At 62.4% G+C, this 25,358-nt stretch carries 22 protein-coding genes; 1 reads left to right on the top strand and 21 read right to left on the bottom strand.

From position 1 onward, the window contains the following. Nucleotides 1–29: 29 nt before the first annotated feature. The 21 genes from iaaH to ACO6VD_RS23840 form a co-directional block, all read right to left on the bottom strand. The gene (gene iaaH / locus ACO6VD_RS23940; protein ID WP_422422437.1) at nucleotides 30–1,478 is read right to left on the bottom strand and encodes an indoleacetamide hydrolase; all 1,449 of its coding nucleotides are present in this window, start codon (nucleotides 1,476–1,478) and stop codon (nucleotides 30–32) included. Nucleotides 1,479–1,499: 21 nt separating this feature from the next. Then, nucleotides 1,500–2,237, bottom strand: coding sequence for an aspartate/glutamate racemase family protein (locus ACO6VD_RS23935; RefSeq protein WP_422422436.1), 738 nt, complete (start codon nucleotides 2,235–2,237; stop codon nucleotides 1,500–1,502). A gap of 18 nt (nucleotides 2,238–2,255) precedes the next feature. After that, entirely contained in the window at nucleotides 2,256–3,578 is a 1,323-nt protein-coding gene (locus ACO6VD_RS23930; RefSeq protein ID WP_422422435.1) for a M20 family metallopeptidase, read from the bottom strand. Nucleotides 3,579–3,588: 10 nt separating this feature from the next. Beyond that, nucleotides 3,589–4,617, bottom strand: a complete 1,029-nt coding sequence (locus ACO6VD_RS23925; RefSeq protein WP_422422434.1) for an FAD-binding oxidoreductase — start codon at nucleotides 4,615–4,617, stop codon at nucleotides 3,589–3,591. Between the two features lie 142 nt (nucleotides 4,618–4,759). Then, nucleotides 4,760–6,166, bottom strand: coding sequence for an amidase (locus ACO6VD_RS23920; protein WP_422422433.1), 1,407 nt, complete (start codon nucleotides 6,164–6,166; stop codon nucleotides 4,760–4,762). Then, entirely contained in the window at nucleotides 6,163–7,026 is an 864-nt protein-coding gene (locus ACO6VD_RS23915) for an alpha/beta fold hydrolase (RefSeq protein ID WP_422422432.1), read from the bottom strand. The genes ACO6VD_RS23920 and ACO6VD_RS23915 overlap by 4 nt, the downstream gene beginning before the upstream one ends. Before the next feature lie 56 nt (nucleotides 7,027–7,082). Beyond that, nucleotides 7,083–8,420, bottom strand: coding sequence for a Rieske 2Fe-2S domain-containing protein (locus ACO6VD_RS23910; RefSeq protein WP_422422431.1), 1,338 nt, complete (start codon nucleotides 8,418–8,420; stop codon nucleotides 7,083–7,085). 146 nt (nucleotides 8,421–8,566) lie between these two features. After that, the gene (locus ACO6VD_RS23905; protein ID WP_422422430.1) at nucleotides 8,567–9,565 is read right to left on the bottom strand and encodes an AraC family transcriptional regulator; all 999 of its coding nucleotides are present in this window, start codon (nucleotides 9,563–9,565) and stop codon (nucleotides 8,567–8,569) included. 412 nt (nucleotides 9,566–9,977) lie between these two features. After that, nucleotides 9,978–10,517 carry a cupin domain-containing protein gene (locus tag ACO6VD_RS23900; protein ID WP_422422429.1) on the bottom strand — a complete coding sequence of 180 codons (540 nt, stop codon included), beginning with the start codon at nucleotides 10,515–10,517 and terminating at the stop codon, nucleotides 9,978–9,980. Between the two features lie 57 nt (nucleotides 10,518–10,574). Continuing rightward, nucleotides 10,575–11,675, bottom strand: a complete 1,101-nt coding sequence (locus tag ACO6VD_RS23895; protein ID WP_422422472.1) for an alcohol dehydrogenase catalytic domain-containing protein — start codon at nucleotides 11,673–11,675, stop codon at nucleotides 10,575–10,577. Nucleotides 11,676–11,776: 101 nt separating this feature from the next. Further along, a complete protein-coding gene (locus ACO6VD_RS23890; protein WP_422422428.1) occupies nucleotides 11,777–13,045 on the bottom strand; it encodes a DUF1329 domain-containing protein in 1,269 nt (422 codons plus the stop codon). Between the two features lie 19 nt (nucleotides 13,046–13,064). Continuing rightward, nucleotides 13,065–14,666 carry a DUF1302 family protein gene (locus tag ACO6VD_RS23885; RefSeq protein WP_422422427.1) on the bottom strand — a complete coding sequence of 534 codons (1,602 nt, stop codon included), beginning with the start codon at nucleotides 14,664–14,666 and terminating at the stop codon, nucleotides 13,065–13,067. A 60-nt stretch (nucleotides 14,667–14,726) separates the two neighbouring features. Further along, the gene (locus ACO6VD_RS23880) at nucleotides 14,727–17,102 is read right to left on the bottom strand and encodes an efflux RND transporter permease subunit (RefSeq protein WP_422422426.1); all 2,376 of its coding nucleotides are present in this window, start codon (nucleotides 17,100–17,102) and stop codon (nucleotides 14,727–14,729) included. A 34-nt stretch (nucleotides 17,103–17,136) separates the two neighbouring features. Further along, on the bottom strand, nucleotides 17,137–18,099 hold the full coding sequence (locus ACO6VD_RS23875) for a YCF48-related protein (protein WP_422422471.1): 963 nt from the start codon (nucleotides 18,097–18,099) through the stop codon (nucleotides 17,137–17,139). 297 nt (nucleotides 18,100–18,396) lie between these two features. Further along, nucleotides 18,397–19,413 carry a 4-hydroxy-2-oxovalerate aldolase gene (gene dmpG, locus ACO6VD_RS23870; protein ID WP_422422425.1) on the bottom strand — a complete coding sequence of 339 codons (1,017 nt, stop codon included), beginning with the start codon at nucleotides 19,411–19,413 and terminating at the stop codon, nucleotides 18,397–18,399. 10 nt (nucleotides 19,414–19,423) lie between these two features. Next, on the bottom strand, nucleotides 19,424–20,365 hold the full coding sequence (locus tag ACO6VD_RS23865) for an acetaldehyde dehydrogenase (acetylating) (RefSeq protein ID WP_422422424.1): 942 nt from the start codon (nucleotides 20,363–20,365) through the stop codon (nucleotides 19,424–19,426). A gap of 30 nt (nucleotides 20,366–20,395) precedes the next feature. Continuing rightward, on the bottom strand, nucleotides 20,396–21,190 hold the full coding sequence (gene mhpD / locus ACO6VD_RS23860; RefSeq protein ID WP_422422423.1) for a 2-keto-4-pentenoate hydratase: 795 nt from the start codon (nucleotides 21,188–21,190) through the stop codon (nucleotides 20,396–20,398). 71 nt (nucleotides 21,191–21,261) lie between these two features. After that, the gene (locus tag ACO6VD_RS23855; protein WP_422422422.1) at nucleotides 21,262–22,119 is read right to left on the bottom strand and encodes an alpha/beta fold hydrolase; all 858 of its coding nucleotides are present in this window, start codon (nucleotides 22,117–22,119) and stop codon (nucleotides 21,262–21,264) included. A 21-nt stretch (nucleotides 22,120–22,140) separates the two neighbouring features. After that, entirely contained in the window at nucleotides 22,141–23,091 is a 951-nt protein-coding gene (mhpB, locus tag ACO6VD_RS23850; RefSeq protein WP_422422421.1) for a 3-carboxyethylcatechol 2,3-dioxygenase, read from the bottom strand. Between the two features lie 147 nt (nucleotides 23,092–23,238). Continuing rightward, a complete protein-coding gene (locus ACO6VD_RS23845) occupies nucleotides 23,239–23,880 on the bottom strand; it encodes a LysE family translocator (protein WP_422422420.1) in 642 nt (213 codons plus the stop codon). 57 nt (nucleotides 23,881–23,937) lie between these two features. Beyond that, entirely contained in the window at nucleotides 23,938–24,420 is a 483-nt protein-coding gene (locus ACO6VD_RS23840) for a GNAT family N-acetyltransferase (RefSeq protein ID WP_422422419.1), read from the bottom strand. Between the two features lie 118 nt (nucleotides 24,421–24,538). On the opposite strand from ACO6VD_RS23840, the gene ACO6VD_RS23835 reads away from it, so the two are divergent. Then, nucleotides 24,539–25,045, top strand: a complete 507-nt coding sequence (locus tag ACO6VD_RS23835) for a GNAT family N-acetyltransferase (RefSeq protein WP_422422418.1) — start codon at nucleotides 24,539–24,541, stop codon at nucleotides 25,043–25,045. The last annotated feature ends 313 nt before the right edge of the window (nucleotides 25,046–25,358 follow it).

The raw sequence follows: 25,358 nt of genomic DNA, 5'->3' as shown, positions 1-25,358 counted from the left end.
ACCTGCTCCTTAGTGAATACACAGCCGCTTCACGCCCGCGCAATGCGGCCGAACAGGCTTTCCAGCAATTGACCGATGGCCAGCAGGCGGCGGTCGCTGCCAACCGGGCCATCCACTTCCATGCCCACCGGCAAGCCGCTAAGAGCACCGATACCGACCGGCAGTTGAATGCACGGCAGGCCGGCACTGGCGCCCGGTTCGGTGTTCTGGATCAAGCGTTCGAAACTGCGTGGCTCATTGACTTCAGCACTGGCCAGCGGCGCGACTATGGTGGTGGTGGGAAACAGCAGGCCATCGAGACGGTGCAGTTCGAACAGATCCTGATAACGCTCGCGCAGGGCCTGACGGCCGCCGTTCTGCGCCGCCTCATAGAGCGGCGCGACATCCACCATCCGCTCGCCGACCGGGACCTTGCGCGGCAGCACCCAGTGTTCGTAGATAAAGCGTACGTCAGGGCTGTGCAGCTTTTCACCGACCTGCTCGATGGTCATGCCGTGGCCGTACTCGGCCAGGTAATCGACCATGCAGTCGTAGGCTTCGTGGATCACCACCGGGAAGCCCACCGGCTCATTGAGCGCGTGCAGGCCGGCTGCTTCGATCGGGACCAGGGTCACACCGACATCGCGCAATAGCTGCAAGGCCGCCGAAGCAAGCGCCTCGGTATCCTCATCAAGGTTCAACCAGAACTCGCCGGGAACACCCAGGCGCAGCTCGCTCAGGCGAACCGACGGTATCGCGTAGTCCTCGGTGATCAAGCCGTCGAGCAAGGCCACGTCAGCCATGCACAGGGCCATCGGGCCTACCGTGTCGCGGCTGCGGGCAATCGGAATCACCCCGCGGTCGGAGTAGCGGCCCTGGCTGGGGCGCAGCGCAGCGCAGCCGTTGAGTGCCGGTGGAATACGCATCGAACCGCCGGTGTCGGTGCCCAACGCCGCCAGGGCCATGCGCGCGCCCAAGGCGGCGGCACTGCCGGAGGACGAACCACCGGCAATACGCGTGCTGTCATAGGGATTGCGCACGCCGACATCGCGACCGGTGTTGAAGGCGCCGTTGTAGCCGGTGGCGCCAAAGGCCAGTTCGTGCATGTTGGTCTTGCCGAGGATGATCGCCCCGGCCTCACGCAACTTGCGCACGGTCGGCGCATCTTCACCCGGAACAAACCCGGCGAAGGCCGGCGAGCCCGCCGTACAGGGCAGACCGGCGCAGTGAATGTTGTCCTTGATCACCACCGGGATGCCGCTCAGCGGCCGCTGTGGCTCGCCGGCCTTACGGGCGGCATCGGCGGCCTGGGCAGCGCGCAGTGCCCCGACGCCGTCGAGGGTGACATAGACATTGAGGGCCTTGCCATCCTCGGCGCGCTGCAGGCAGGCATGCACCAGCTCGACACTGGTCAACACGCCGTCACGGAAGGCGGCAACCGCCTGGGCGATGGTCAGGTCGCTCGCAGCATGGGACAGCCCTGGTTCAAACATTTTCATTCAGGTACTCCTGGCGTCACTTCAGTGAATGAAGGCCGCGTCTTTGTTCTGTTCCGGGCTTGGGTAGGCCGCTTTGCTGTGACTCAAGCCGAGGTCGAGGAGCATTTCGCACTGCTTGTAGGCGATCACCCCGGGGTTGAGCACCGGCACAGGCAAGTGCTCACTCAGGTAGGCGTGAGACTGGTGCATGGTGGTGGAGCCAAGGACGATGACATCGGCACCGTCTTGCTCGATGGCCTGCCAGGCCGCTTCCAGCAACCTGGCGAAGACCACGGTTTCCTTGCCTTGCAGCAAGGCTTCGGTATCCGGACGCACATCGATCGAGCGGATCGATGCCAGCCGCGGTTCCAGGCCGTATTCCTTGATGGTCTTGCGATACAACGGATACCAGCGCGGCCACATGGTCAGCACACTGAACTTGTGCCCCAGCATGCACGCGGTATGAAAGGCAGCAAGGCCAGGCGCCAACACCGGAATCGACAGGCGCGAGCGCAACGCCGCCAGGCCGGAGTCGCTGACGGTGTTGATGCACACCGCATCAAAACCCTGCTCCTCGGCCTGGATACCGGCCTCGATCACCGCCAGCTCCATCAAGGCCATGTCGTAGTAACTGTCGGCCAGCGTCATTACCTGGCCGGCACCGACAAAGCTCACCTCGATGTCCGGGCGCAGCAGGGACGTCGGTAGCTGTGACTCCACCAGCGGACGGGTGGCGTCACTCATCGGCACCGGAAAGATCATCTTGATACGCTTATTCATCTGCTGCCTCCGGCGGCCTTACAGGCCCAGTTCGCTGCGTGAACGGGTCAGCGTGTCGACCAGGGCGTAGAGGATTTTCTCGGCGCAAGGCATCAGGTCAGGGATGTACGTCGCGCCCATGCCCCCCAGGCCTTCGGCCACCGGCAACGGTGCGCCGGTCGCCGGCCACGGCCAGCCGATACGCGCCGTTGGTACGCCGTAACGGCGCAGTGCGGCACCATCGGTCTGGCCGGCGAGCATGTCGGGAATGCCATGCGGGCGCTGCTCGATGAATTCCCAGCCGCGCTTGCACGACTGCACGATCCAGTTCTCTGGGTCGGTGCTGCCACCGGGTACCGAGCCGTACTGCTCCCAGTCCAGATCCAGCGCCGGGAAGCGCGTCTTGAGGTCGCTGACAAAGTCGGCGAACTGCGCTTTGACGCTGGCCGGACTGACCCGCGGATTGACCCGCACATCGAAGAAGATTTCCGTCACCGCGCTGGGGAATGCCGGGCGCTCGACATCGCCGCTGCGCACCCCGGCAATCCAGCCGTGCGGCTGGATCACGCCGCTGGTGTTGCGGTCGGTGTACTGCACGATCCACGCCTGCAGCTCCTGGATCACGCTGGCGGCTGGCAGCACCGAACTGCGGAAACCCGGAGTGTCGTGTGGCACACCGGCGTACCCGAGGGTGCCTTTGACCTTGAGCTTGAACCAGGCCATGCCCGGCTCCTCGTGATAGACCCAGTTCCACGGTTTCATGATGATCGCGAAGTCCGGGTACATGCCGCGATTGAGCATATGGATCACCCCGTTGGACATCCCCGCATGGCGGGCACTGATGTCCACCGGCATGCCGCCGTCGGCCATGCCCAGCAGCAAGTCGCCCTTGAGCGGGAGGTTGGCTTCGAGCAGCGCAGTGGCCACTTCGGTGAGGGTCGCAAGCATGGCCTTGGGGTTGGACGAACCGAGGCCGAAGACCCAGTCGTCGACCTGCTGGGCGAAGGGCTGCAGGTCCGCTTCCTGGCCTTCGCCGGTGAGCACCTGTTCGCCTGAAGTGCGATCCAGGTGGGTGTCGATCGGGGCATACAGCAACACGGTGGCGCCATCGCCACTGCCCCTGCGCTCACCCAGGGCATTGCCGCTGATGTCGTTCATCGGGTAGTAGCGCGACTGCATGCCGATGGACTGCAGGTGGCGGGTCATGAATTCGCTGGCCTGGCGGGTGGCACCGGTGGGGCTGTGAATGTTGGTCAGGTCGAACAGCAGGGCCTGCAGGCGCTTTGGGTTGAGGCGGGCGCGAGCCTGCTCGTACCACTGGCTTTGCTCGGCGGTGAACGGCAGCGACGTCGTCGGTTTCATGCGCGGGTCCTCAATGGCTGGCAACGAATTGTTCGGCAAAAATGTTCTGGGCTTTGACGCCCAGCTCGATCAGCCGCCGGGTGGCGGCATCGATCATCGGCAGCGGGCCACACAGGTAGGCCACGGTGTCGGGGTCGCTCACATCGCCTTCGCGCAGGGCGCTGACCGGGCTGCCCAGGTGCAGCCCCTCCGTGGCTTCGCGGTCGACGCAGATGCGCGCTTCCAGGCTTGGCAACCACTGCTGGCGCAGCTCGATGTCTTCCTGCGAGAACAGCGCCTCGGGCACCGCACAGCCGAAGCTCAGGAGCATCGGCGGCTTGCGTCCGCTGCTCTGGCGCAGGGTGTCGATCATCGACAGGATCGGCGCCAGGCCGGTGCCACCGGCGACGAAGATGTGCGGTACACGCTTGTGTTCATCGCGCAGGAAAAACGCGCCGTAGGGACCACTGAGGGTCAATACGTGATCGGCATCGGCCTCGTTCTCGAGGAAGCTGGACATCGCCCCACCCGGCAGCAGGCGGATGAGGAACTCCATCTTTGGCAGGCTCACCTGGGTACTGGACGGCGAATAGCTGCGCAGCACGCCCAGGCCCGGTACGACGATCTGCATGAACTGGCCGGGGCGAAACTCCAGCCACTCGCCTTCCGCCAGCTCCACCGTCAGCTTCATGACGTTGCTGCCGATGCGCTCGATCGAGTCGATGAACGCGTGTACTTCGCGGGCCGCGGTAGAGCCCACTGCGCTGCCATAGGCCAGTTCGAAGGTGCAATCGGAATTGGCTTGCGAGACACACAGCAAACGCTGGCCAGCTTCGTACTCACTGCCCAGCAACGAGGCACTGGCACCGGGTTGGGTCACCGCTTCGCCTTGACTGAGGTTGCAGATGCAACTGGAGCAACCGCCGGAGCGGCACTGATAGAGCACGGGCATTTCAGCGGCGATGGCGGCATCGAGAATGTTGCTACCCGCTGCGACACTGAAGTGGTGGGTGACGCCATCGGCGAAGTTCAGGGTGACTTGATGTAGTTGCTCATTCATGGCTGGGTTCCACCGATATTCGAGACTGACGGGTGTGCGGACTGCAGATGGCGTCGATGTTAGGAACTGCCCGGTGGGCGCGGCGCTCCCTTGGGCTACGCGGTTATCCCGAAAGCGCAAGTTCTTGCACGCCCCTGCCCGCTCAACTGAAGCCTTGCGGACGCAGCTGGTGCCAGTGCGAAACGCGCTGCACCGCCATGCCGGCGCGGCACAGCACTGCCTCCCCCCCTTTGCGGGCGATGAACTGGCCACCAATCGGCAGGCCGTCTTCGGTCAGGCCGATGGGCAGGCTGAGGCAGGGATGGCCACTGACGTTGAACGGCGCGGTGAACTGAATCAGACGACGGTTGGCTTCCGGGTCCTGGGCCAGATTGGCCAGTTGCTCGTAGGTCGGCGCGGCGTAGGGTTGCACCGGCGCCAACAACAGATCCAGCTCGTGCAGCAAGGCATCGGCTTCGCCTGTGAAGCGTTGTGCGGCGAGCAGAATGCGCTGGTAGTCCATGCCACTCAGGGCACGGCCGGCACCGATCAGGCGGCTCAGGGCCGGGCCGTAGGCGCTGGCGTGCAAGGGATAGGTGTCGGCATGGGCCACGGCCGTCTGCACACCGCAATGGGCCTCCCAGTTACTGCTCACGGCACGGGTATCCGGCATGCGTACGCTGAGCAACAGACCACCACCGTCGCGGATCATCAGCATGATCTGCTGCAGGGCCTGCTGGATCACCGGATCGACACCTTCGCTGAGCCAGCGTTCATCGATGCCGACCCGCAAGCCGCGGAAGGTATCGTCGATGCCCGGCACTTCCAGGCACACGCTAGGCTGCGAGGTGGGGTCGAGCGGATCATGCCCGGCGATGGTCGACAGCAGGAACAGGGCATCCCGCGCACTGCGGGTTATCGGGCCGACGTGGTCGAGGCTCGCCGCCATCTCGAAAGCGCCATGACGGCTGACCCGCCCCCAGGTCGGCTTGAGGCCGGTGAGGCCGTTGGCGGCACAGGGAAAGCGGATCGAGCCACCGGTGTCGCTGCCCAGCGAGGCGTAGCACAGGCCGGCAGCCGTGGCCACACCGCAACCACTGGAAGAGGCGCCGCTCCAGTGATTGCTACCCCAAGGGTTGACCGGCACGGCGGTATCGGGGTGATGGATGGCGAAGGCACCTTCGGTCATCTGCAGTTTGCCCAGCATCACCACACCGGCTTCGCGCAGGCGTGCGACCACCGTGGCGTCCTGCTGGGCGATGCGCTGAGCGTGCAGCGGCATACCCGCCGAGGTGATCACGCCAGCGCAGTCGAACAGGTCTTTGAAAGCGAGCGGGATACCGTGCAGCGGGCTGCGGCAGATACCGTCGGCCAGTTCCTGTTCGGCAACATGTGCCTGCTCCAACGCCAGCTCGGCTGTCACCCGGGCGTAGCTGTGCAGCTCACCGTCGAGGGCGTCGATGCGGTCCAGTTGTGCTTCGGTGACTTCAACCGGCGAAATCTTGCGGCTGCGGATCAGCAACGACAGTTCGTGCATCTCCAGAAAATGCACATCGCTGGGAAGGCTCATTGATCGGCTCCGATAAAACCCAGGGCGAGACGGTTGAAGTCGTCCGGGCACTCGCTCTGCACATGATGCGCGGCCTTGCCGAACACATGCAGATGGCCGTCCGGCAGGCGGTTGAGCATCATCATCGGCACATCGATGCTGCCGAACCAGTCATGCAGGCCCCAGCACAACAAGGTCGGTGCCTGCACCTGATGCAGCAGCGGCAGCAAGTTTTCCCACTCCCCGAAAGCACCGGGTATGTGCAGCAGTTGCAGGTAGCCGGGGTGGTTGCTGGCTGCAAAACGCAGGCGCAGGTTTTCTTCGTCGAGACGGCTGTCATCGTGCAGCTCATAACGCTGCAACAACTTACGCATCTTGTTCAGGCTCGGACCGCCATCCGCCAGGTAGTAATCACTGATCAAGGTCGCGGCGTGCTTGCCAAACAGCGGCAGCGGCTGCAGTGCGCCCTGGTCGACCGGCTGAGCGCCGATGGCGATCAGGCGCCCTACCCGCTCGGGATGATCGGCAGCCAGGCGCAGCGCTACTCCACCACCAAAGGACTGGTTGATCAGGTGCGCCCGGCGGATGCCCAAAGCATCCATGAAGCCCAGCAGCTTGCGCGCGTGCCAGGTGAACAACGGGCCCTCGACCGGCACCCGGTCGGAGCCGCCGAACTGGGCGAAATCGAGAAAATAACAACGGTACCCGGCAGCAAACGCCCCGGCACTCAGGCGAAAGTTGCTCCAGGCAGTGCTGCCCGGGCCGCCACCATGGGTAAAGATCACCGGCAGGCCACCGGTGTCCTGGCCATGCACCTGATAGTGCAGGCGCACCCCCTCAACCGAAACGAACCGACTTTCGCTCGCGGACAATTGCGACATAAGGAATTCCCACAGGAAGTGGGGCCGCGCCTGGTCTGAAGCGCGGCCCCGAGGCATCATTCTTCGCTGATCTGACGCACCTTGTAGCCTGGGCGATGGCCGTCGGCGGTGTCCTTGAAAATCAGGCTGGTGTTCTTCAGGGCACCGGCCACGCCGCGGCCCGGTTTGGCGATCCCGCGGTTCCAGCGCGAAGCCATCTTGCGCCAGGTGATCGGCGAGACGTCGGTGGCCACCAATTGCTCCTGATCCCAGCCGGTACCGTCGGAGTAGAAGTTCTGCATGGCTTCACGGGCGTACAGGTCGCAGTCGTTGAAGCCGTGCAGGCACAGCGGCTTGTACATGTAGTCGTAGCGGTACTGGAACTTCTTGCGCTCGTCGTCGGTGTTGCACACGCGCACGAGGATTTCCCAGTACTCATGGGTGTCATCGGTGATGGGTACGTACCATTCGTACTGCACCACGTGCTCTTCCGGCCAGTTCTCCACCATCAGCACGCCGGGCAGCACCACCGAAGTGCGATAGAAACGGCCCTTGAGACCCTCGACTTTCAGGCCCAGGGTCTGGTTTTCCAGCACCGGCTCCCACTTGTCGGTGAACAGCCACTGCATCAGGCCCTTCGGACCGTTCTCGTCTTCGATCACGCTGATGCAGTCATCCGCCGCCGGCAGCAGCCCCAGTGGCAGTACCCAGTCCATGGCGTGGACGATGGCATTGTCCTTGTGCACGAGGATGTGGGCGTTGTCGAAACCGTTCTCGCAGGCGATACGCCAGTTGCCGTAACCGGTCCGGTGCATGCCGCGGACCATGGCGTTCTCGTCCAGCACGCTGGGCGAAGCCGGCCACAGTGGATGCGGGAAGCGCTCGCTGTTTTCCGGGAAGCGGAACGGCAAGTCATTGGCCAGCGGCGGTACGTCGTCGAGAGGGAAGTCATCTTCACGGACGAAGACGAAGATCATCCCGTTGACTTCCTGCACCGGGTAGCTGGTGATACCGGTGGTGCCGACCAGTTTGTCGTCCGGGTTGGCGATGATGGTGACCAGGTCGCCGGTTTCCAGATCGAAGGTGAAGCCGTGGTACCAGCAAGAGATGGTGCTCTTGTTGAAGCACATCGGCTTCTCGGACAAGCGCACACCACGGTGCAGGCACTGATCCTTGAGGCAGTAGACCTTGCCGTTGACCCGCCGCAGCACCAGCGGCACGCCGCAGATCATCATGCCTTCGACCTGGTCTTCGGCCAGCTCTTCGGAGAACAGTGCCGGGTACCAGTGGTTGATGAAACCCCAGGCGGCATCCTTGTACGGCTGGTACTGGCTCTGGGTCTTGGCGTTGTTGGCACGGGCATCGCTGATGCCATGCTTGACCACACGACGCCGGATGATTGGCTGATCGGACATTGGTATAACCCCCTGGCTGACTGGACAGGCGCCACCCCGTGTGGCGCTAATGCAGTCATCCTAAGAAGCTGTACCGCGGCTGACGCTCCCTACACTGTTGGCCTTATCCCGCAAGCGCATAAAGATGCATGCCATGAGTGGCGCACTCAGCGCGCCAGGGTTTCCGACGGGCTCTCGCCGAAACGGCGCTTGTAGTCGGTGGTGAAATGGCCGAGGTGACTGAAGCCCCAGCGAAAGGCCACCGCTGTCACCGTGTCGCGCCCGGTGCTCAGGCGCAGCAGCTCTTCATTCACCCGGCGCAGGCGCACTTCCTTGAGGTAGAGCATGGGCGAAGTGTTGCGGTAGCGACGGAAACCGGTGAACAACGAACGGCTGCTGACCCCGGCATGCTCGGCCATGTCGACAATGGAAATCGGCTCATGGGCGTGCTCTTCAATGTAGCGCTCGACGCGCTTGACGAACGACGGCGCCAGCGACGGGCCATCGGCGCACAGCTCTGCCGAGTAGCTGTTGGGCTGGTTGGTCAACAGCATGTTGACCAGGCCGCTTTCCATCTGTGCTGCCATCAGCGGCGACAGCTCATCGTCCACCGAGAGCGAGTCATACACCCAACTGACCATGCGCAACCAGCGCGCCCCGGCCTCGGTGTCCAGGGGCAGGCCTGAGTCGAACTCGATGTTGTTGCGCAGGGTGCGTCCGAGCAGTTGCTGGCAATGGCGCTCGAGCAAGCTGCGATCGATGCGCATGATCAGCTTTTCAGTATTGGGCGTATGGTTGATCACTGTCGGTGTGTGGGCATTGATCACCGTACCCATGCGCGGGTTGCACAACACCCGCTGCTTGCCCAGCTGGATCAATTCTTCACCATAAATCGGCATCTGGATCAGGGCGAAGGTATCGAGCACACCCGGCTTGATGGTGACGGCGCCACCGTAGCTCATGCGGCCGATGCCGATGCCGCCGAGACGGCGATAGTAAATGCGGGTATTCACCGAGCCCTGGCTATCAACGCTGCACAGGTGGTTTTCGCAGAAGATTTTCTCGCCCCATTGCCGGGCTTCTTCAAGGTCGTGGGTGCGACAGATTTCGTAACGCGACAATACGGCTTCAGGCGGCGTTACCGGACGGAAACTTAGCTGTTCCATGTACAACCCTCTACGGCCTGGCAGGACAACCAGACCGTGCTATCACACGATTTTGTTATGAGATCCACAGTACGTGCCGTGGACCCTTGTTGTTATCGCCGTGGTTAGCTGAACCCACTCGCTGAGCGCTGGTTCAGTGCAAGGCAAGGTGAACCCACCCCTTTCGTTGCTGCGAAAGTCCTTGTAATCGCTGAGCACGCAAATAGCGGAGCATTTGCCTTCAGAGTGTCCTGACCGCCTTTTAAAATAAGCATTTAGCGTGCCTGAACGCCGCTTCGATGATGACAATAAAGACCAATGGTGGCCGTTGGCCGTTTAGCCGTCGGAAACGTCCTGACAATGCCGCTTTACTCGCCATCAAACACGGCCAGGGTGCCTGAATTGGCAAGCCTGGCCCGGTTTCCAGCGGTGCTCAGCAGCGCTGCGCGTCAACCATCACGAACATCACCCGCGCCGGGGTGTTACCGGTGTTACGCCAGGCATGCCGTGTTCCCATTTGCACCACAACATCGCCTGCCCTGCACACACATGACTCACCCTCGTCCAGCAGCAACGTCAGCTCACCCTCCAGCAGCACGCCATAGTCGATGCTGTCGGTGCGATGAAAGCCGGGCGCATCGGCCTCGAAACGTTCCGCCAGGCCAGGCAGTCGGGCAATCAGCTCCTCGCCGGCGGCCTGCATCTGCTCGGCGCTGGGTAGTGCGCTCGACTCCGGCGGGAAGGTCACCAGCATGGCGCAGGTACCACCGCTGCCGGGCAACACCGAGGTAATGGGGCCGGATGTCTCGGCCGGTAGGCCGCCTACCTGTGGATTGGCTGCGGTTTGCCACAACAGCGTGGCACCGAAGCCCGGGCTGTGGACGAAGGGATCATCACCGGCAACCGGGCCGGCACTGACTACGCGGGCACGCCCTTGGGCGTCATGGCCGGTAACTACACGTCGGGTTCGCATGCTGCGCACTCCTTGAGGCTCGACGGCGCACACAGGTCTGGCGCCGCCGGGACAGGGTTATCGGTGAAGGATATGGAAGTTGGTGAAACCGTTGCCTTGCGTCTGGATGTCGTCCAGCGCCTCATTCAACTGCTCCAGCGCGTAGGCCCGCGTATCCAGATGCGACAGGTCGAGAATGCCGGACGCCACCATGCTGGCCATCTCTTCACCTTCAGTGGTGGAGAACCACAGCGAACCGATGTACTGCAGCTGGGCGCACATGAACGGATGCGGATCGATCGGGATCGGTCCGGCCACGCCGCCGATCTGGATGATGCGTCCACCACGGGCAACCGCTTGCATGGCATCCACCGACAGCTCGGTCGGGGCCTTGGCGCCAAGAGTGTCGAGCATCGCATCCACACCTTCCGGCAGCAGCGCGCGCACCTGCTGGTGAATCGCCCCCTGGCCAATCTGAATCGCGATTACCCGGCGTGGGTCCAGGGCCTGCAGGCGTTCCAGCGCTTCGCGGTCACGGGCCACGACCAGAACCCGGGCGGCGCCGAACGCCAGCGCCAGCAATGTCGCGCCGACACCCAGGGTGCCGCTGGCACCGAGAATCAGGATGTTCTGCGACGGGCGCAACGCCGCTTTGCGGATCGCCGAATAGGCAGTGCCGAGATAGCCGAAACGGGTGGCCTGGGCAAAGCTCAGGCAGTCCGGCAAACGCACCAGGTTGTGGCCGTGGGCAGTCATGTACTGGCCATAGCCAGCGTAGGGATAACGCTTGAATACCTGCTGCGAACCGGCGCCGAAACCGAAGTAGCCCATGAAGGTATAGGCCTGGCAGCGCGGTGCGTCACCTTCACGACAGTGCCGGCATTCACCACAGCCGATGCCAGGGTTGACGTAGACCCGATCGCCGGGCCGGAACGCGGTGACCGCCGAACCGACAGCGGCCACGGTACCGGCAGAGTCGAGGCCGAAAATGGCCGGAAGTTGCGGCAATGGCAGGAACGGATACCACTCGGGGAAATGCGTGGTGACGTTCTTCAGGTTGGGAATGATGCCACTGGCCGCAACCTTGACCAGGACATCATGGGGGCCGGGCTCAGGCACGGGAATCTGGTCGACGACAAACCGGCCGCCGATTTCGTGAAGACGCGCTGCTTGCATCATGGACACAGGACTCTCCTTGGGTCACGACACCCGGCACACGGCCAGGCGACCCGAATTGTTCTTCTGGAAATGCGCCCCCGGCACGGGGGCGCGGGGAGCGCTTAGCGGCCGGCCGCCTGCAGGGCCTGCAGGGAGAAGTCGGTGGCTTTGGCTTCGAAGTTGGTCCGCCAGGTGCTGGTATCGATCAGCGAGATGGTGGCGTGGTTGCGCTGGAAGTCGATGACCGAGCCCACGGTAGTACGCACGTCGCCATCGGCCGGGTTGGAGTAGGAATGGAACTCCATGAACTTCCAGAACTCGCCTTTACGGTTGTAGGCCTCGCCGTAGTAGATACGCGGGTACTTGGTGTCGACGTAGAGAACCTTTTTGCTGTACGGGTGGATCGACGGCGTGATCGCCTCGACCACATAGACTTCGCGCACCTCATAGCTGTTGCCGACGATATTCCAGTACGGCGGTTTGTCTTCCATCACCGGGTAGCGCTCGCCGAACGTCTTGCCCGATTTGTTCCAGATGGCATCGCCGGTCTTGCTCGCGCTGACCGCAAGAATGTTGCGCTTGCCGAGCAATTTGTACTCCGGGTACCAGCAAGGACGGGCGTTGAACACTTCCAGGTCATCCTGCAACTGGTCGGACGAACCCACCGGGTCCATCCACGCACCTCCGGACAACTGACGCACACGCCGCACCGCCGGGATGTAGGCCCAGACACTGTTGACCTTGTCCGAGTCGTACATCACGGTGTAGGTACCCAGGCCTTTCATGTCCGAGGGTGCCTTGAAATACAGCAACTGGCGGCCACGCTCGCTGCCATCGCCTTCGACGGTATTGGCGCCGGTCAGCCGCCCCTTCATCGAGTAGCGGGTGAACTCGGCAACCGGCTCGGCATGCACGCCTTTCTTGCCGTCGACCAGCAACTGGGTGTAACCCGGTACCTGCGAGATATCACCCACGAGCTGGCCGAGGTGCCAGTTCCACATGATTTTCTCGGCGGCTTGCGGGTCTTTCTCATCGATCTGCGGGAACGGCTCGCCGGCGCCCCAGCCATCGACCCGGCACTCGGCCTTGTTGATCGAGGTTTTGCCGGCGTTGGCGCTGGAGGCCTTGACCCAGCGCGGGTCGAGCGGCACCGGCTTGGAGGCCGCCAGAGGCATCTGCATGCCACTGTTGCGGATACGCCACTCGAGCTTTTCCGTCAGCAGACTGGCAATGCTGTGGCCTTCGAAGGTGTCATTTTTCAGCTGGTCGATGTTGCTGGCACTGATCACGGTGCCGGCCGGTACTTCAGCGGCATTGACGATACCCACAGCGCTGGCGGCAACCAGGCCGGCGAGCAACGGCGAACGTAACGCATGGCGAAAACGGGTCATGGTGCAGTCTCCGATTGAGTCAGAACAGGTAGGTCAGGCTGGTGTACAGCTGATCCCGGTTGTGGAAGTAGCCAAACAGCGTGGTGTTCTCGCAAGTCGCCAGATTGCCTGGCTGGCACTTGCTGCTATCGCTGTGTTCGTCATCCCAGAAGGCGTCGTACTCGACCTTCCAGCGCAGCTTGCTGGACAGTTCGAAGGTCACCGATGGCACGGCAAAACCACCGCCGTTGCTGAGGTCGCCGCCCACCACCAGTTGCGGGCGGATACGCCCGTTGGCATAGCTCATGTCGAAGATCGCCGTGCCCATGACCGAGTGTTCCTTGACCTTGCCGCCCCAGCCCACGCTGTACAGCAGGCGGTCGTCTTCGTCGAAGTTCTGCACCCACTTGTCGAACAGCTGCACCGAGAAGAACATCGGCTTTTCAGTGCCGAGCAGGGTCTGGCTGAAGGCCAGGTTCTTGTCCATGCGCAGCATCAGCGCAACCACGTCTTTTTTGCTGTAGCCATCGAAACCGGGGGCGACGAACTGGCTGATCAGGGTCGGTGTCGCGGCCTCGAACTGGTACGGCGCATCCTTGATGTAGGCCATCTCGGTACTGAACACCGCATCGGCCCAGTCGGAGTAGCGGCTGGCGGTCACGCCGAAGACGTCGACGATCGGGTAGATGATCTCGCCGGCCAGGCCACGGGTCTGGTCGCCATCGGTGGTCTCTGCCCCGCTGGGTACATTCGGCAAGCCAAACAGCCCCAGGTTGTTCGACGCGTTGAGGATCGGCGCGTTGTAGTAGGTCTTCAGGTACGACAGCGAGTAGTTGGTATCGCCCCACAGACCGGTCCAGCGGATACCGCCGGTAACGTCGTGGCGGCTGCCGTCTTCATGGTTGAAGTTGTAGGGGTCGATGTTGCGGAAATCGACCCCGGCATAAGGCTGGCTGGACCAGCGACCGCCGTAGATATCGATCTCGGTACCGATATCCTTGGTACTGTCCAGGCCCGGGCGCACGAACAGTTCGATCCCGCCGTTGTACTCCGGCACATCGATGTTGACCTTGGCCATGATGTTGGTTTTGCGCAGTTCTTCGTTGGCCGGCTCAAGGAACGAACGCCAGGTATTGTCGAAACCGTGGACCAGGTCGTTGGCGGCGAAAAAGTCGGTTTCACCCCAGGCGATTTGCTGCTTGCCCAGGCGGAACCAGGTGCGCTCGCCTACCGGGAAGTCCACGTACAGCTCGCGGATGTCGGTCTTGTCGTAGAGTTCGGTGATGTCACCACGGCCATCGGCTTCGTGGTAGTTGTTGGCGCCCATCTTCTCCAGGTGATTGAGGAAGTTGGTTTCGACCTCACGCACACCGCGCAGCTTGGCCACCAGCGAGAAGCTGTCGGCGGGTTTCCACTGCAGGTTGAGGCGCGCGGTGCTGCGCATCATCGACAGTTTGCCGCGGTCGTCGTAATCGGGTGTGTCTTCCCAGTTCTTCATGTTCCAGGACATTTCCTGGCGCAGGTAGCCGTCATAGGTGAAGGTGTCGGCCAGCGCCGGGGTAGTCATCACCCCCAGTGCGACGGCCAGTCCCAGCCGGTTGAACGAGGTGTGCGCGTGCGCTCCCCGAATCAGCTTGTTCATGCTTCTCTCCCCAATAGGTAGCGGCAGCGATTGATCGATTGCTGTTGTTGTTATTTCGTATCAAAGCAACTGAAACGAGGAGTCCGGCAGGCTGGCCGCCCCTCCCTGCTCCCGCTCGCCAAAGATGAAGCGGGGACGGAACACATAGATCAGCGCGGGCATCACGAACAGTGCGCTGAACGCCGAAACCGTCAGCCAGATCGCCATCAGCAGCCCCATTTCGGCCTGGAAGCGCAGCGACGATGCCCACCACAACAGGGTGGCCAGGATCAGTACGCTGGCGGTCACGATCACGCCCATGCCGGCCGAGTGCAGGGCGATGCGCACGGCATCCTCGGCACTCTTGCCGATGGCGATCTCTTCCTTGATCCGGTCTGCGATGTAGAAGGCGTAATCCACACCCAGACCAATACCCAAGGCAGCCACCGGCACGGTGTTGATGTTCATGCCGATGCCCTGCCAGGTCATGAAGGCGAAAGTCATCATGTTGGAAATGATCACCGGCACCATGAACACCATGCCGGCGATCGAAGAGCGGTACACGGCGGTGCAGATCAGTGCCAGCACCAGCAGCGCCAGGGCGATGGCTTCGATCTGGCTGGCCAGGATGATTTCGTTGACGGCGGCCATCACCCCGATCAGGCCACCGGCCAGGTACCACTCACCCTGGGCCAGCGGGTGCTGGGCGATGAACTCCTTGATGCGCGCCACGGCAGTACGGATGGTTTCACCCTGGCGGTCACGGAACATCAGGGTGACCGCGCCGTTGGCGTACTGGTCGTCGGCAAAGCGCGACATGTCACCGGGCTCCGAGACCGAATCGAGCATGGCCGCGAGGCTGCCGTTGATGGCGCTGCTGTCGCCCAGTTCCAGGTAGCGTGGGTTGCCTTCGCGCAGGCTGAGGTTGATCTGCGGCAGCACATCGGCCAGTGAAACAGAACCGCCGACTTGCGGCTGGGCCTCGATAAAGCGTTGGAAGCTGTTCATTGCCTGCAAGGCTTCATTGCTTTTGATCAGGCCCTTGTTGCCGTCCTCACCGAGGACCACGAACATCCGGTCGACGCCTTCGAAGCGCGCATTGATCGCCGCCGAGTCGAGGTTGTAATCGGCTGTCGGCCAGAGAATCGGCGAACCCGGGTTGGCGTCACCGATTTTCAGGTTGAGTGAAAACAGGCCGGCACCGATGACCGCGATCAGGCTGAGCGCCAGCACCGCATAACGGGCCCGGGACAGGCAGACGGCAGTGGCCAGGTCCAGCACCCGGGTGAGCAGCGGAATGCAGTTGAGCGGATGCACCATGCCGTGCGGCTTGCGGATGAACGACAGCATCACCGGGGTCAGGATCACGGCACTGATCGTCAATGTCAGTACCCATACGCACGCCAGCACCGTGAGCTTCTGCAGCATCGGGATCGGGCTCAGCGCCACCACTGCCATGCAGGCCGCATCGGCGATCACCCCGAGCATGCCCGGGCGAAACAGGTCCGACAGTGCCACTTTGGCGGCGATCCTGGCGGTGTCGGCATTGGCCGGCAACAGCTCCAGCTCATCGTCGAAACGGTTGACGATCTGCACCGAGTGCGACACCGCTCGCGAGGTGATCAGCATCGCCACGACGATTACCAGCGGCTCGAAACTGATGTCCAGCAAATGGCAGATACCCAGGGCCCAGGACGCACTCACCGCCCCTGCCAGCAGCGGCAACAGCACGCCACGCCAGGTGCGCAGGAGAATGAATAGCATCACCAGGGTGACCAGCAGCGCAGCGCCGACCAGCTGGAACGTCTCTGGCAGGTAATGCCCGACCCAGCCATAAAGAATCGGATCGCCGACCACGCGGATGTGCACCTGACCGTCGTCGACACGTTTGATCAGGCTGCGGATCTCTTGAAAAACCTTGCTGTACTCGACCTGATCGTCGATGAAGTCGACGGTAATCAGCGTCGCTTGCAGGTCCTTGGAAACGTACGGGCCATACACCAGCGGGTTGCGCAGTACCGCCTGCTTCAGCTCGGCCATCGCTTCGGCGCTTTGCGGCAGCTGTGGCCACATCAACGGCAGGCTGACGATACCGGCAGTGGATGCGCGCACCTCTTTGAGTTTTTTCGAGGCCAGCGAAGTGATCTGGTACGGATTGACCGCCGACACCTCACGCAGCCCCAGGGTGACTTCGCGAACTTTCTCCAGCACCGCCGTCTGAAAGATGTCGCCCTGGTCCACTTCGAACATGATGGTGACCATGTTCGAGCCACCGAAGGTGTCCTTGAATTTTTCATGGGTCTTCACGTACTCGTGACGTGACGGCAGCATGTCTTCAAAGACTGTGCGCACCTCGATGTGCAGGGCAAACCAGCCCAGCACCAGGGTCAACAGCAGCAGGCAACCGGCCACCCAGGCACTGCGCCGGATGCAGAACTCAGCTATACGTTCGATCATGAGAAGCTCTCGCTTGCGTTAAGCAAAATGATGTTCAGGGCTGCAGCCGGGACCAGCGCGTGCCGTCCCATTGGCCGATATCCGCCCCTGCCAGCCACAGGCTTCCGGCCACCGGCAAGGCACGGACATGCCAGGACAAATCGCGCTCATCGAGAATGCCGCGGTGCCAGGCGCTGCCTTCGCCACTGGCCCAGCGACCCAGTGCACCGGTGACGAACCAGCGCTGTTGCGGCGCCAGCCAGGCCACATCGAACAGGTGATCGTGCAGCCCGACATCAACGGCCTGCCAGCTCTGGCCGCCATCGCGGGTTTGCAGCACGGTGCCTTCCAGGCCAACTGCCATGCCGTTCTGGGCGTCACGGAAATTCAGGGCCATCAACGATGTCGCGATACCGGCATCGACTTCCTGCCAGTCCTGGCCATTGAGGTTGCCGAGCATCACCCGCCCGAACTCACCGACCAGCACCAGGCGACCGCCGTCGAGAATCGCCACGTCGTTCCAGGCCACGTCTTCTTCTTCGCGCAGGCGCTGCCAGCTCTGGGCGAAATCGCGACTGATCAACAGCGCGCCCATTTCACCGGTGGCGATGGCCACGCCATCGGCAGCGACACGCACGCGATTGAGTTTGTTGGCCACTGCCGAGCGCGGGACGTCCTCGACTTGCTGCCAGCTCTGGCCGCCATCGCCGCTGCGCAGGATCACCCCATCGTTGCCCACGGCCACCAGGTGACTGGCGTCCCAGGCGGCGATGTCCTGCAGGGTATTGCGGCTTGGCGTCGGCAGGCGGCTGACCGCGCCATTCGCTGCGATCAGGAGGATCTTGCCGTAGGAACCACTGGCCAGCAGGTCACCGTTGGGCAGGCGCGCCAGTCCATAGAACTGGTCGCGATTCTCCAGCGGTGCCGGCTCGATAGTGCTGCCGACCGGTTGCGGACGAATGAACAGGCCGGCCCACAACAACGCCGCAATGATCACCCACGGCAAGATCGCCATCATGAGCTTCACAAGCCGCGCACCTGGTCGTGGGGCTGACACCTTTACAAGGCTGAGATCGCTAGTAACGAGGTTCGACATGAGACTGATCCACACGTTAATCGCCACCGGAAGTCTGATGACGAAGGCACAGTCACATTAGGTCTCGCCGTTGGCAGGGACTATCCGTGTACTGCTCGCCTTATCCCCCCAGTGCAAGTTAATGATTGGGGTCAAAGGCGTGGGCGTCAGCGGGGCGTTTCAGGAAAAAACCGGGCAAAAAAAAACGCCGTGACAAGCACGGCGTAGAAGTGGAAAGCATCAGGCGCGTTGCTGGAGCAGGTCGAGGGCGACGTCGACAATCATGTCTTCCTGGCCACCGACCATACGCCGGCGCCCCAGCTCGACAAGGATATCGATGGTTTTCAGGCCGTACTTCGCCGCCGCCAGTTCAGCGTGGCGCAGGAAGCTTGAATAAACCCCGGCATACCCCAGCGCCAGGGTTTCGCGGTCGACGCGCACAGGGCGGTCCTGCAGCGGGCGCACCAGGTCGTCGGCGGCGTCCATCAGCCGATACAGATCGGTGCCGTGATTCCAGCCCAGACGTTCGGCGGCGGCAATGAACACTTCCAGCGGGGCGTTACCGGCCCCCGCGCCCATTCCGGCAAGGCTGGCGTCGATACGGTCGCAGCCCTCTTCCACGGCGGCGATCGAGTTGGCCACGCCGAGGCTCAGGTTGTGGTGCGCGTGCATGCCCGTCTGCGTCTGCGGATCGAGCACGGCCTTGAAGGCACGCATGCGGGCGCGGATATCGTTCATGTTCATGGCGCCACCGGAGTCGGCCATGTAGATGCACTGGGCACCGTAGGACTCCATCAGCTTGCCCTGGGCCGCCAGCTGTTCGGGCGCGATCATGTGGCTCATCATCAGAAAGCCGACGGTGTCCATGCCCAGCTCGCGGGCGAACTCGATATGCTGGCGGGAGACATCCGCCTCGGTGCAATGGGTCGCGATGCGTACCGAACGCGCCCCGGCCTGGTAGGCCTGTTTGAGGTCGTGGACGGTACCGATGCCCGGAATCAGCAACACCGTGATGCGCGCATGCTCGATGACATCGGCAGCCGCTTCAATCCACTCCAGGTCACTGTGGGCGCCGAAGCCGTAGTTGAAGCTGGAACCTTGCAGCCCATCACCGTGAGTGACTTCGATGGCATCGACGCGGGCCAAGTCCAGCGCGCGGGCGATGTCCTGGACATTCTGCAGCGAGTACTGGTGGCGGATGGCGTGGCTGCCATCACGCAGGGTCACGTCGCAGGTATAGAGTTTGTTCTCGGTCATGTTCATGTCCTCAAGCCTCGCTGCTCAACATGCGTTGCGCCATCCGCTCGGCGCTGGCCATTGCCGCGGAAGTCATGATGTCGAGGTTGCCGGCGTAGGCCGGAAGGTAATGGGCCGCGCCTTCGACTTCGAGGAAGATCGAGGTCTTGAGGCCGGAGAATTTACCCAGCCCGGGAATGTTCAGCGGTGACGCTTCGGGTATCAGGTCAAACTGCACTTTCTGTTTGAGGCGGTAGCCCGGCACGTAGGCCTTGACCGCCTGTTCCATGGCCAGCACCGACGCTTCGACCGCTGCCGGATCGGCGGCTTCGGACAGCACAAACACCGTGTCACGCATGATCAGCGGCGGCTCGGCCGGGTTCATGATGATGATCGCCTCGCCCTTGGTCGCGCCGCCGATCACCTCGATGGCCTTGCTGGTGGTTTCAGTGAATTCATCGATGTTGGCGCGGGTGCCGGGGCCCGCCGACCTGGATGCAATCGAGGCAATGATTTCGGCGTAATGCACCTTGGCCACACGCGACACGGCCGCCACCATCGGAATGGTGGCCTGGCCGCCACAGGTGACCATGTTGATGTTGAGTTCATCGACGTGCTCGGCGCCGTTGACCACCGGCACACAGTACGGGCCGATGGCCGCTGGCGTCAGGTCGATCAGGCGGATGCCGGGCTTGATGGCGCGCAGGAAGCGGTCGTTGTTGACGTGGGCCGAGGCCGAGGTGGCATCGAAGACAAAATCGATGTCCTTGAATACCGCCATTCTGCTCAGGCCGGCCACACCCTCGTGGGTGGTGGCGATACCCAGGCGTGCAGCGCGGGCCAGGCCATCGGAGGCCGGATCGATACCGACCATGGCGCCCATTTCCAGGTGCTGGCCATGCCGCATGATCTTGATCATCAGGTCGGTGCCGATATTGCCGGAGCCGATGATGGCAACCTTGAGTTTGTTCATGCTGATGCGCTCTTCAGGTTGAGCTGCCGATCACTCGGCGGAAAAATTGACGGCGACCTGGCCAATGCCTTCGATCACCGCCTCGAAACGATCCCCGGCCTGCACCGCCACCATCGGCCCCAAGGCGCCGGTGAGGACGATGTCGCCGGCACGCAGGGGTTCGCCCAGGCCAGCCATGGTGCGCGCCAGCCACACCGCAGCGTTGAGCGGATGCCCCAGGCACTCGGCACCGCTGCCGCTGGACACCTGTTCGCCGTTGCGTGTCATGTGCATCACTGCGTTGCGCAGGTCGGCTGCGGCCAGCGGTATGGCCGGCCCACCGAGAACGAAGCAACCGCTGGAGGCGTTGTCAGCCACGGTGTCGACAAAGCGGATGTTCCAGTTCTGCACCCGCGACCCGACGATTTCCAGTGCCGGCAACACCCAGCCCGTGGCCTCCAGAAGCTCGGCGAAGGTGGTGTCGGCACGCGGCAGGTCCTTGCTCAGGATCAGGGCGATTTCCGCCTCGATCTTCGGTTGCAGTACTGATGTGACCGGCACGGTCTGGTTGTCGCCGTAGCACATGTCCGCGAACAGGGTGCCGAAGTCCGGTTGGTCGACACCCAACTGTGCCTGCACCTTGGGGTTGGTCAGGCCGATCTTGCGCCCCACCACCCGCCGGCCTGCTGCCACGCCATGGGCAACGTTCAGGCGCTGGATGGCATAGGCCGCCTGGCCGGCCTCTTCACCAATCTGCTCACGCAAGGGTGCAATCGCTTCACCGCTGCGCTCGGCAGCACGCAGGGCGGCGGCCAATTGCTCGAGAGTTTCCTGGGTCACGCTCATATTCACCTCGGGGTTCACAGCGCAGCCATTGCTCTTGCAGCCGCGCAGGTTGCTCTACCGGCAGCGCCGGATCAGGGGGCGAGAAAATCCAGCACCAGCCGGTTGAAGCGCTCGGCGTACTCCCACTGCACCCAATGGCCACAGTTGTTGAACACATGCAGTTCGCTTTGGGTAATGCCGGCGACCAGGCGCAGGCCGGTGTCCATCGGCACAAAGCGGTCGTTGCGGCCCCAGATCACCAGGGTCGAAGCGTTGATCTCACCCAGGCGCATCGACACATCCGGAAACTGGCGCGGGTACAGCGCCAGGCTCTGGGTGAAGTTCTCCAGGTGGTCACGGCGTTTGAGGATGTTCTCCAGGCGGCCGGCGATCAGCTCAGGGGTCAGGTCGCTGCTGTCATGAACAAAGATGTCCATCATCTGCTGCAAGTTGGCCTGCGTGGGTTCGCGATAGACCTTCTGCAGCAGCTTGATGCCTTCGGTCGGCATCGGCACGAAGGCGCTGACACCGCCGGTGCCACCGCCCATCAGCACCAGGCGGCCAACGCTGTCGGGATAATTCAGGGCGAACGCCACGGCGCTGTGGCCGCCCATGGAATTACCGATCAGATGCGCCCGGGCAATCCCCAACTGCTCCAGCAACGCCTTGAGCACCCGGGCATTGAGGGCTGAACGCGACTCGGTGCAGACAATGCTGTCGCTTTTGCTCCAGCCGGGGCAGTCCATCAGGATCACCCGGTAACCGGCGGCCATCAACGGCTCGATATTGCGGCTGAAGTTCGACCAGCCACTGGCGCCCGGCCCGGAGCCGTGCAGCATAACCACCACGTGCTGGCTTGCACCGCAGTCGTGGTAGTGGATGTTCAGGCGTACGCCGTTGTCTTCAATCAAGGCAAAGCGGCTGGTTGCGCTTTCGCTGTAGTCGCTCATGGCTGGACTCTCCTGGGGCTCTCAAGCGGGACGAACAGGGCGGGCACTCAACGAACCGTAACCGGCGATCCACTCGGGAACGGGGCGGTAATAACGGTCACTGACCTGATACAGCCCAAAGCCGGCCAGGGCGGCAAAAGCCGCCACCCAGGTCTTGATTTCATGCGTGGACTTGCCGGCCAGCGCCGACAGCTGCGCATTGCTGATGCTGTCCAGCTCCGTCAGGCAGCCGCGCTCGAGTACGCTGAGAAAGTGTTGGTCCCACTCGGGATTGAGCGGATGCAACGTGCCCTGATCCTCGGCGAAGCGCTGCGCCGCCAGGATCACCCGTTGCGTGCGCGCCTCGCGCTCATCGGCGGGCAGATAACGACCGCTGCCTTTGAGCCTGTCGGCCATCAGGCCCTCGACCTTGGCCAGTTCCGGTACCGGCGGTTGATGGGAAAGGCCTCCGGAACCGAGGAACAGCACCCGCTTGCCCTGGGTAGCGGCCCAGCGGCCAATGGCTTCGCCCAGCAGTCGGGCACGCTGGAAGCTCGGCAGCGGCTTTGCCACCGAGTTGATGAACACCGGGATCACCGGCACCTGGCGTAAACCGCCGAGCAGCAGCTCCAGCGGTTGGGCAGCACCGTGGTCGAGCTGCATGCGGTACGACACCGCACTGTCGACACCCGCCTCCAGCACCGCGGCCGCGCAGTCTTCAGCCAGCGCCTGAGGCACGGACAAGGGCCCGGCCAGCGTGCCGAAGTCGCCAATGGCATGAGCGGCCATACCGATGCAGAACGACGGCATCACATCGTAGAAAAAGCCGTTGTAGTGGTCAGGGCTGAACAGGATCACCAGCTCGGGATCGAAGGCGGCGATGCGTTGGCGCGCCGCCGCGATTACCCCGGCGACCTCATCCAGGACAGCCTGGGCTGGGTCTACATGCCCCATCAAGGGGCTATGCGACAGACAATGCAGATAAGCGCTCATTCACGTCCACACTCAAGGTCAAGGACAGCCGGGCACTTTCAGCAAGTCCCGGCCGGTTGCTTGGGTCGACGATAGAGTGCTGTGGAGGTCCCGGCAGTCCCGTGACGGCGGGCGTTATCCCTTGAGCGCAGAAAACTCCGTGCGGCGTTACGCAGCTTGCCTGCGCATGGTAAGAATGGCGGCACCGAAGAAGATGAATGTCGAGCCAACCGCCCTGCTCACCCACAGCGAGAAGCGTGGGCGCGTCAGTACCCCCTTGGCCCGCGACGCCAGCGCTGCGTACAGGGTCAGGGAGGTCAGCGACAAGCCCATGAAGATCGAGGTGAGCAGCAGAAACTGCGGCAGCAACGCGGCACTCTGGTCAAGGAACTGCGGAAACAATGCGGAGAAGAACATGGTCGCCTTGGGGTTGGTCGCCGCCGTCAGGAACGCCGACTTGAACAGCTTCCGGCGCGACGGTTTGCAGGCTTTCTGATCGCCCGCAACATCAGCCGCCAGCATCGGCGTCTTCTTGAACAACTGCTTGGCACCCAGATAAAACAGATAGCCGGCACCGGCAATCTTCACCACGTTGAACATCCACTCAGAACTGGCGAGCAGAGCACCCAGCCCCAGCATCGCTGCGGCCGAAAGACAGAACAGTCCGCAGGCATTGCCCAGGGAAGACCACAACGCAGAGCGCGGACCATAGGCCAGGCTGTTGTTGATCGCCATCAGGGTGGCTGGACCTGGGCTGGCGATGGCAATCGCGGCAACCACTACATAAGCAAGTATCGAGTGAGCATCCATTTTTCAGACTCGGGCGTGACAGGAAGACACTGCATCTTACAGGGACACGCGGGGGCGTTATTGCTTTGTTTGCTCAGAAGCGGTCTCTAGTGTTTTACGCATGAAAACCCGCGCATAGCCCTCTTCCATGGCCCGGTGGGTTTCCACGTAACCGAGCCGTTTGTAGATCTCGATGTTCTCGGTCATTCGTTCATGGGTGTACAGCTTGATGGCCGTGCATCCCATGCGCTGCGCATAGTCCTCACAAAACGCCAGCAACCTTTTGCCAATGCCCTGGCCTTTGTAGCGCGCGGCCACGGCGATATTGTTGAGCAGCAGTTCGGTGTTTTCCTGGCTCAGCACCAGAACGCCTTGTATCTCCGCGCCGCTTGCCAACACGAAAACGCTGGATTCAGCGATGACCTGGCGGTAGTCATCGAGCATCGGCGCCGGCTTTTTGCCGATCCGTGCGATGTACGGTGAGTAGGCTTCAGTTACCAGGGCAGCAATGTGCTCGGCGTCTTCCTGGCTGGCCGGGCGGATCCTGCTCAAAGATTCCATGGGTACCTCCCGGGTTATCGTTCAAGGCATGCGAGGCCGGATCGGGCAATAATAGGCTGCCTGATAGCCCTTACGCACTGAGCAGCTTCTTCAACCAAGTCCGAATGCCAGGATCGACATGAACATCACCCTTCGCAATGAACAACCCGCAGACTTCGACAGCATTGCACGCTTGACCGAGGCAGCGTTCCGAAACGAAGAGCACTCCAGCCATACCGAGCAGTTCATCGTCGATGCCCTGCGAAAAGCCGGTCAACTGAGCGTCTCACTGGTGGCGGAAGAAAACGGCGCCATCATCGGCCACGTGGCTGTTTCACCCGTTACCATCTCGTCGGGAGCAACCGGTTGGTATGGCCTGGGCCCGATTTCGGTGTGGCCTGATCGCCACGGGCAAGGTATTGGCTCGTCATTGATGAAGGCCGCGCTGGCTGAGCTGCAACGTCTTGGTGCTGAGGGGTGCGTGCTACTCGGCGACCCTGGCTACTATGCTCGCTTCGGCTTCAAGGTCCACCCCGGCCTTGAGTTGCCCGGCGTTCCGCAGGAGTACTTCCAGGCGCTGTCGTTCGCCAGTACGGTACCCACTGGTGTCGTTACCTACCACGAAGCCTTCGAAGCCAGCGCCTGATCATCGCTGGCATCATTACAAGTCAGCCCATCCTGAAAGAGCCACTCTATCAGCCACCAATACTCGCGCTATTAGCCCTCGCTCTTCCCCACGTCTAGCCTATATTTATCGCTGCACTGATCCGGCCGGATGGATTCTGGGAAGACGGTAATAAAGCGGCTACAGCCGTTACTCCCGCCATGATCCGTCTTTCCGATAACGAGATTGCCGCTACGCTGAACTGTCCGTGATGGCCATCACCGATTCGTTGATCGAACCGCTGGCCTTGAACCTATGTCATTGATTTCACTCATCTCTACTCGGTTGATAGAAC

The organism is Pseudomonas sp. GZD-222 (assembly GCF_049310525.1).
Lineage (GTDB): Bacteria > Pseudomonadota > Gammaproteobacteria > Pseudomonadales > Pseudomonadaceae > Aquipseudomonas.
Note: the sequence above shows the minus strand (reverse complement) of the source record. Positions and strands in the feature narration are given on the sequence as shown.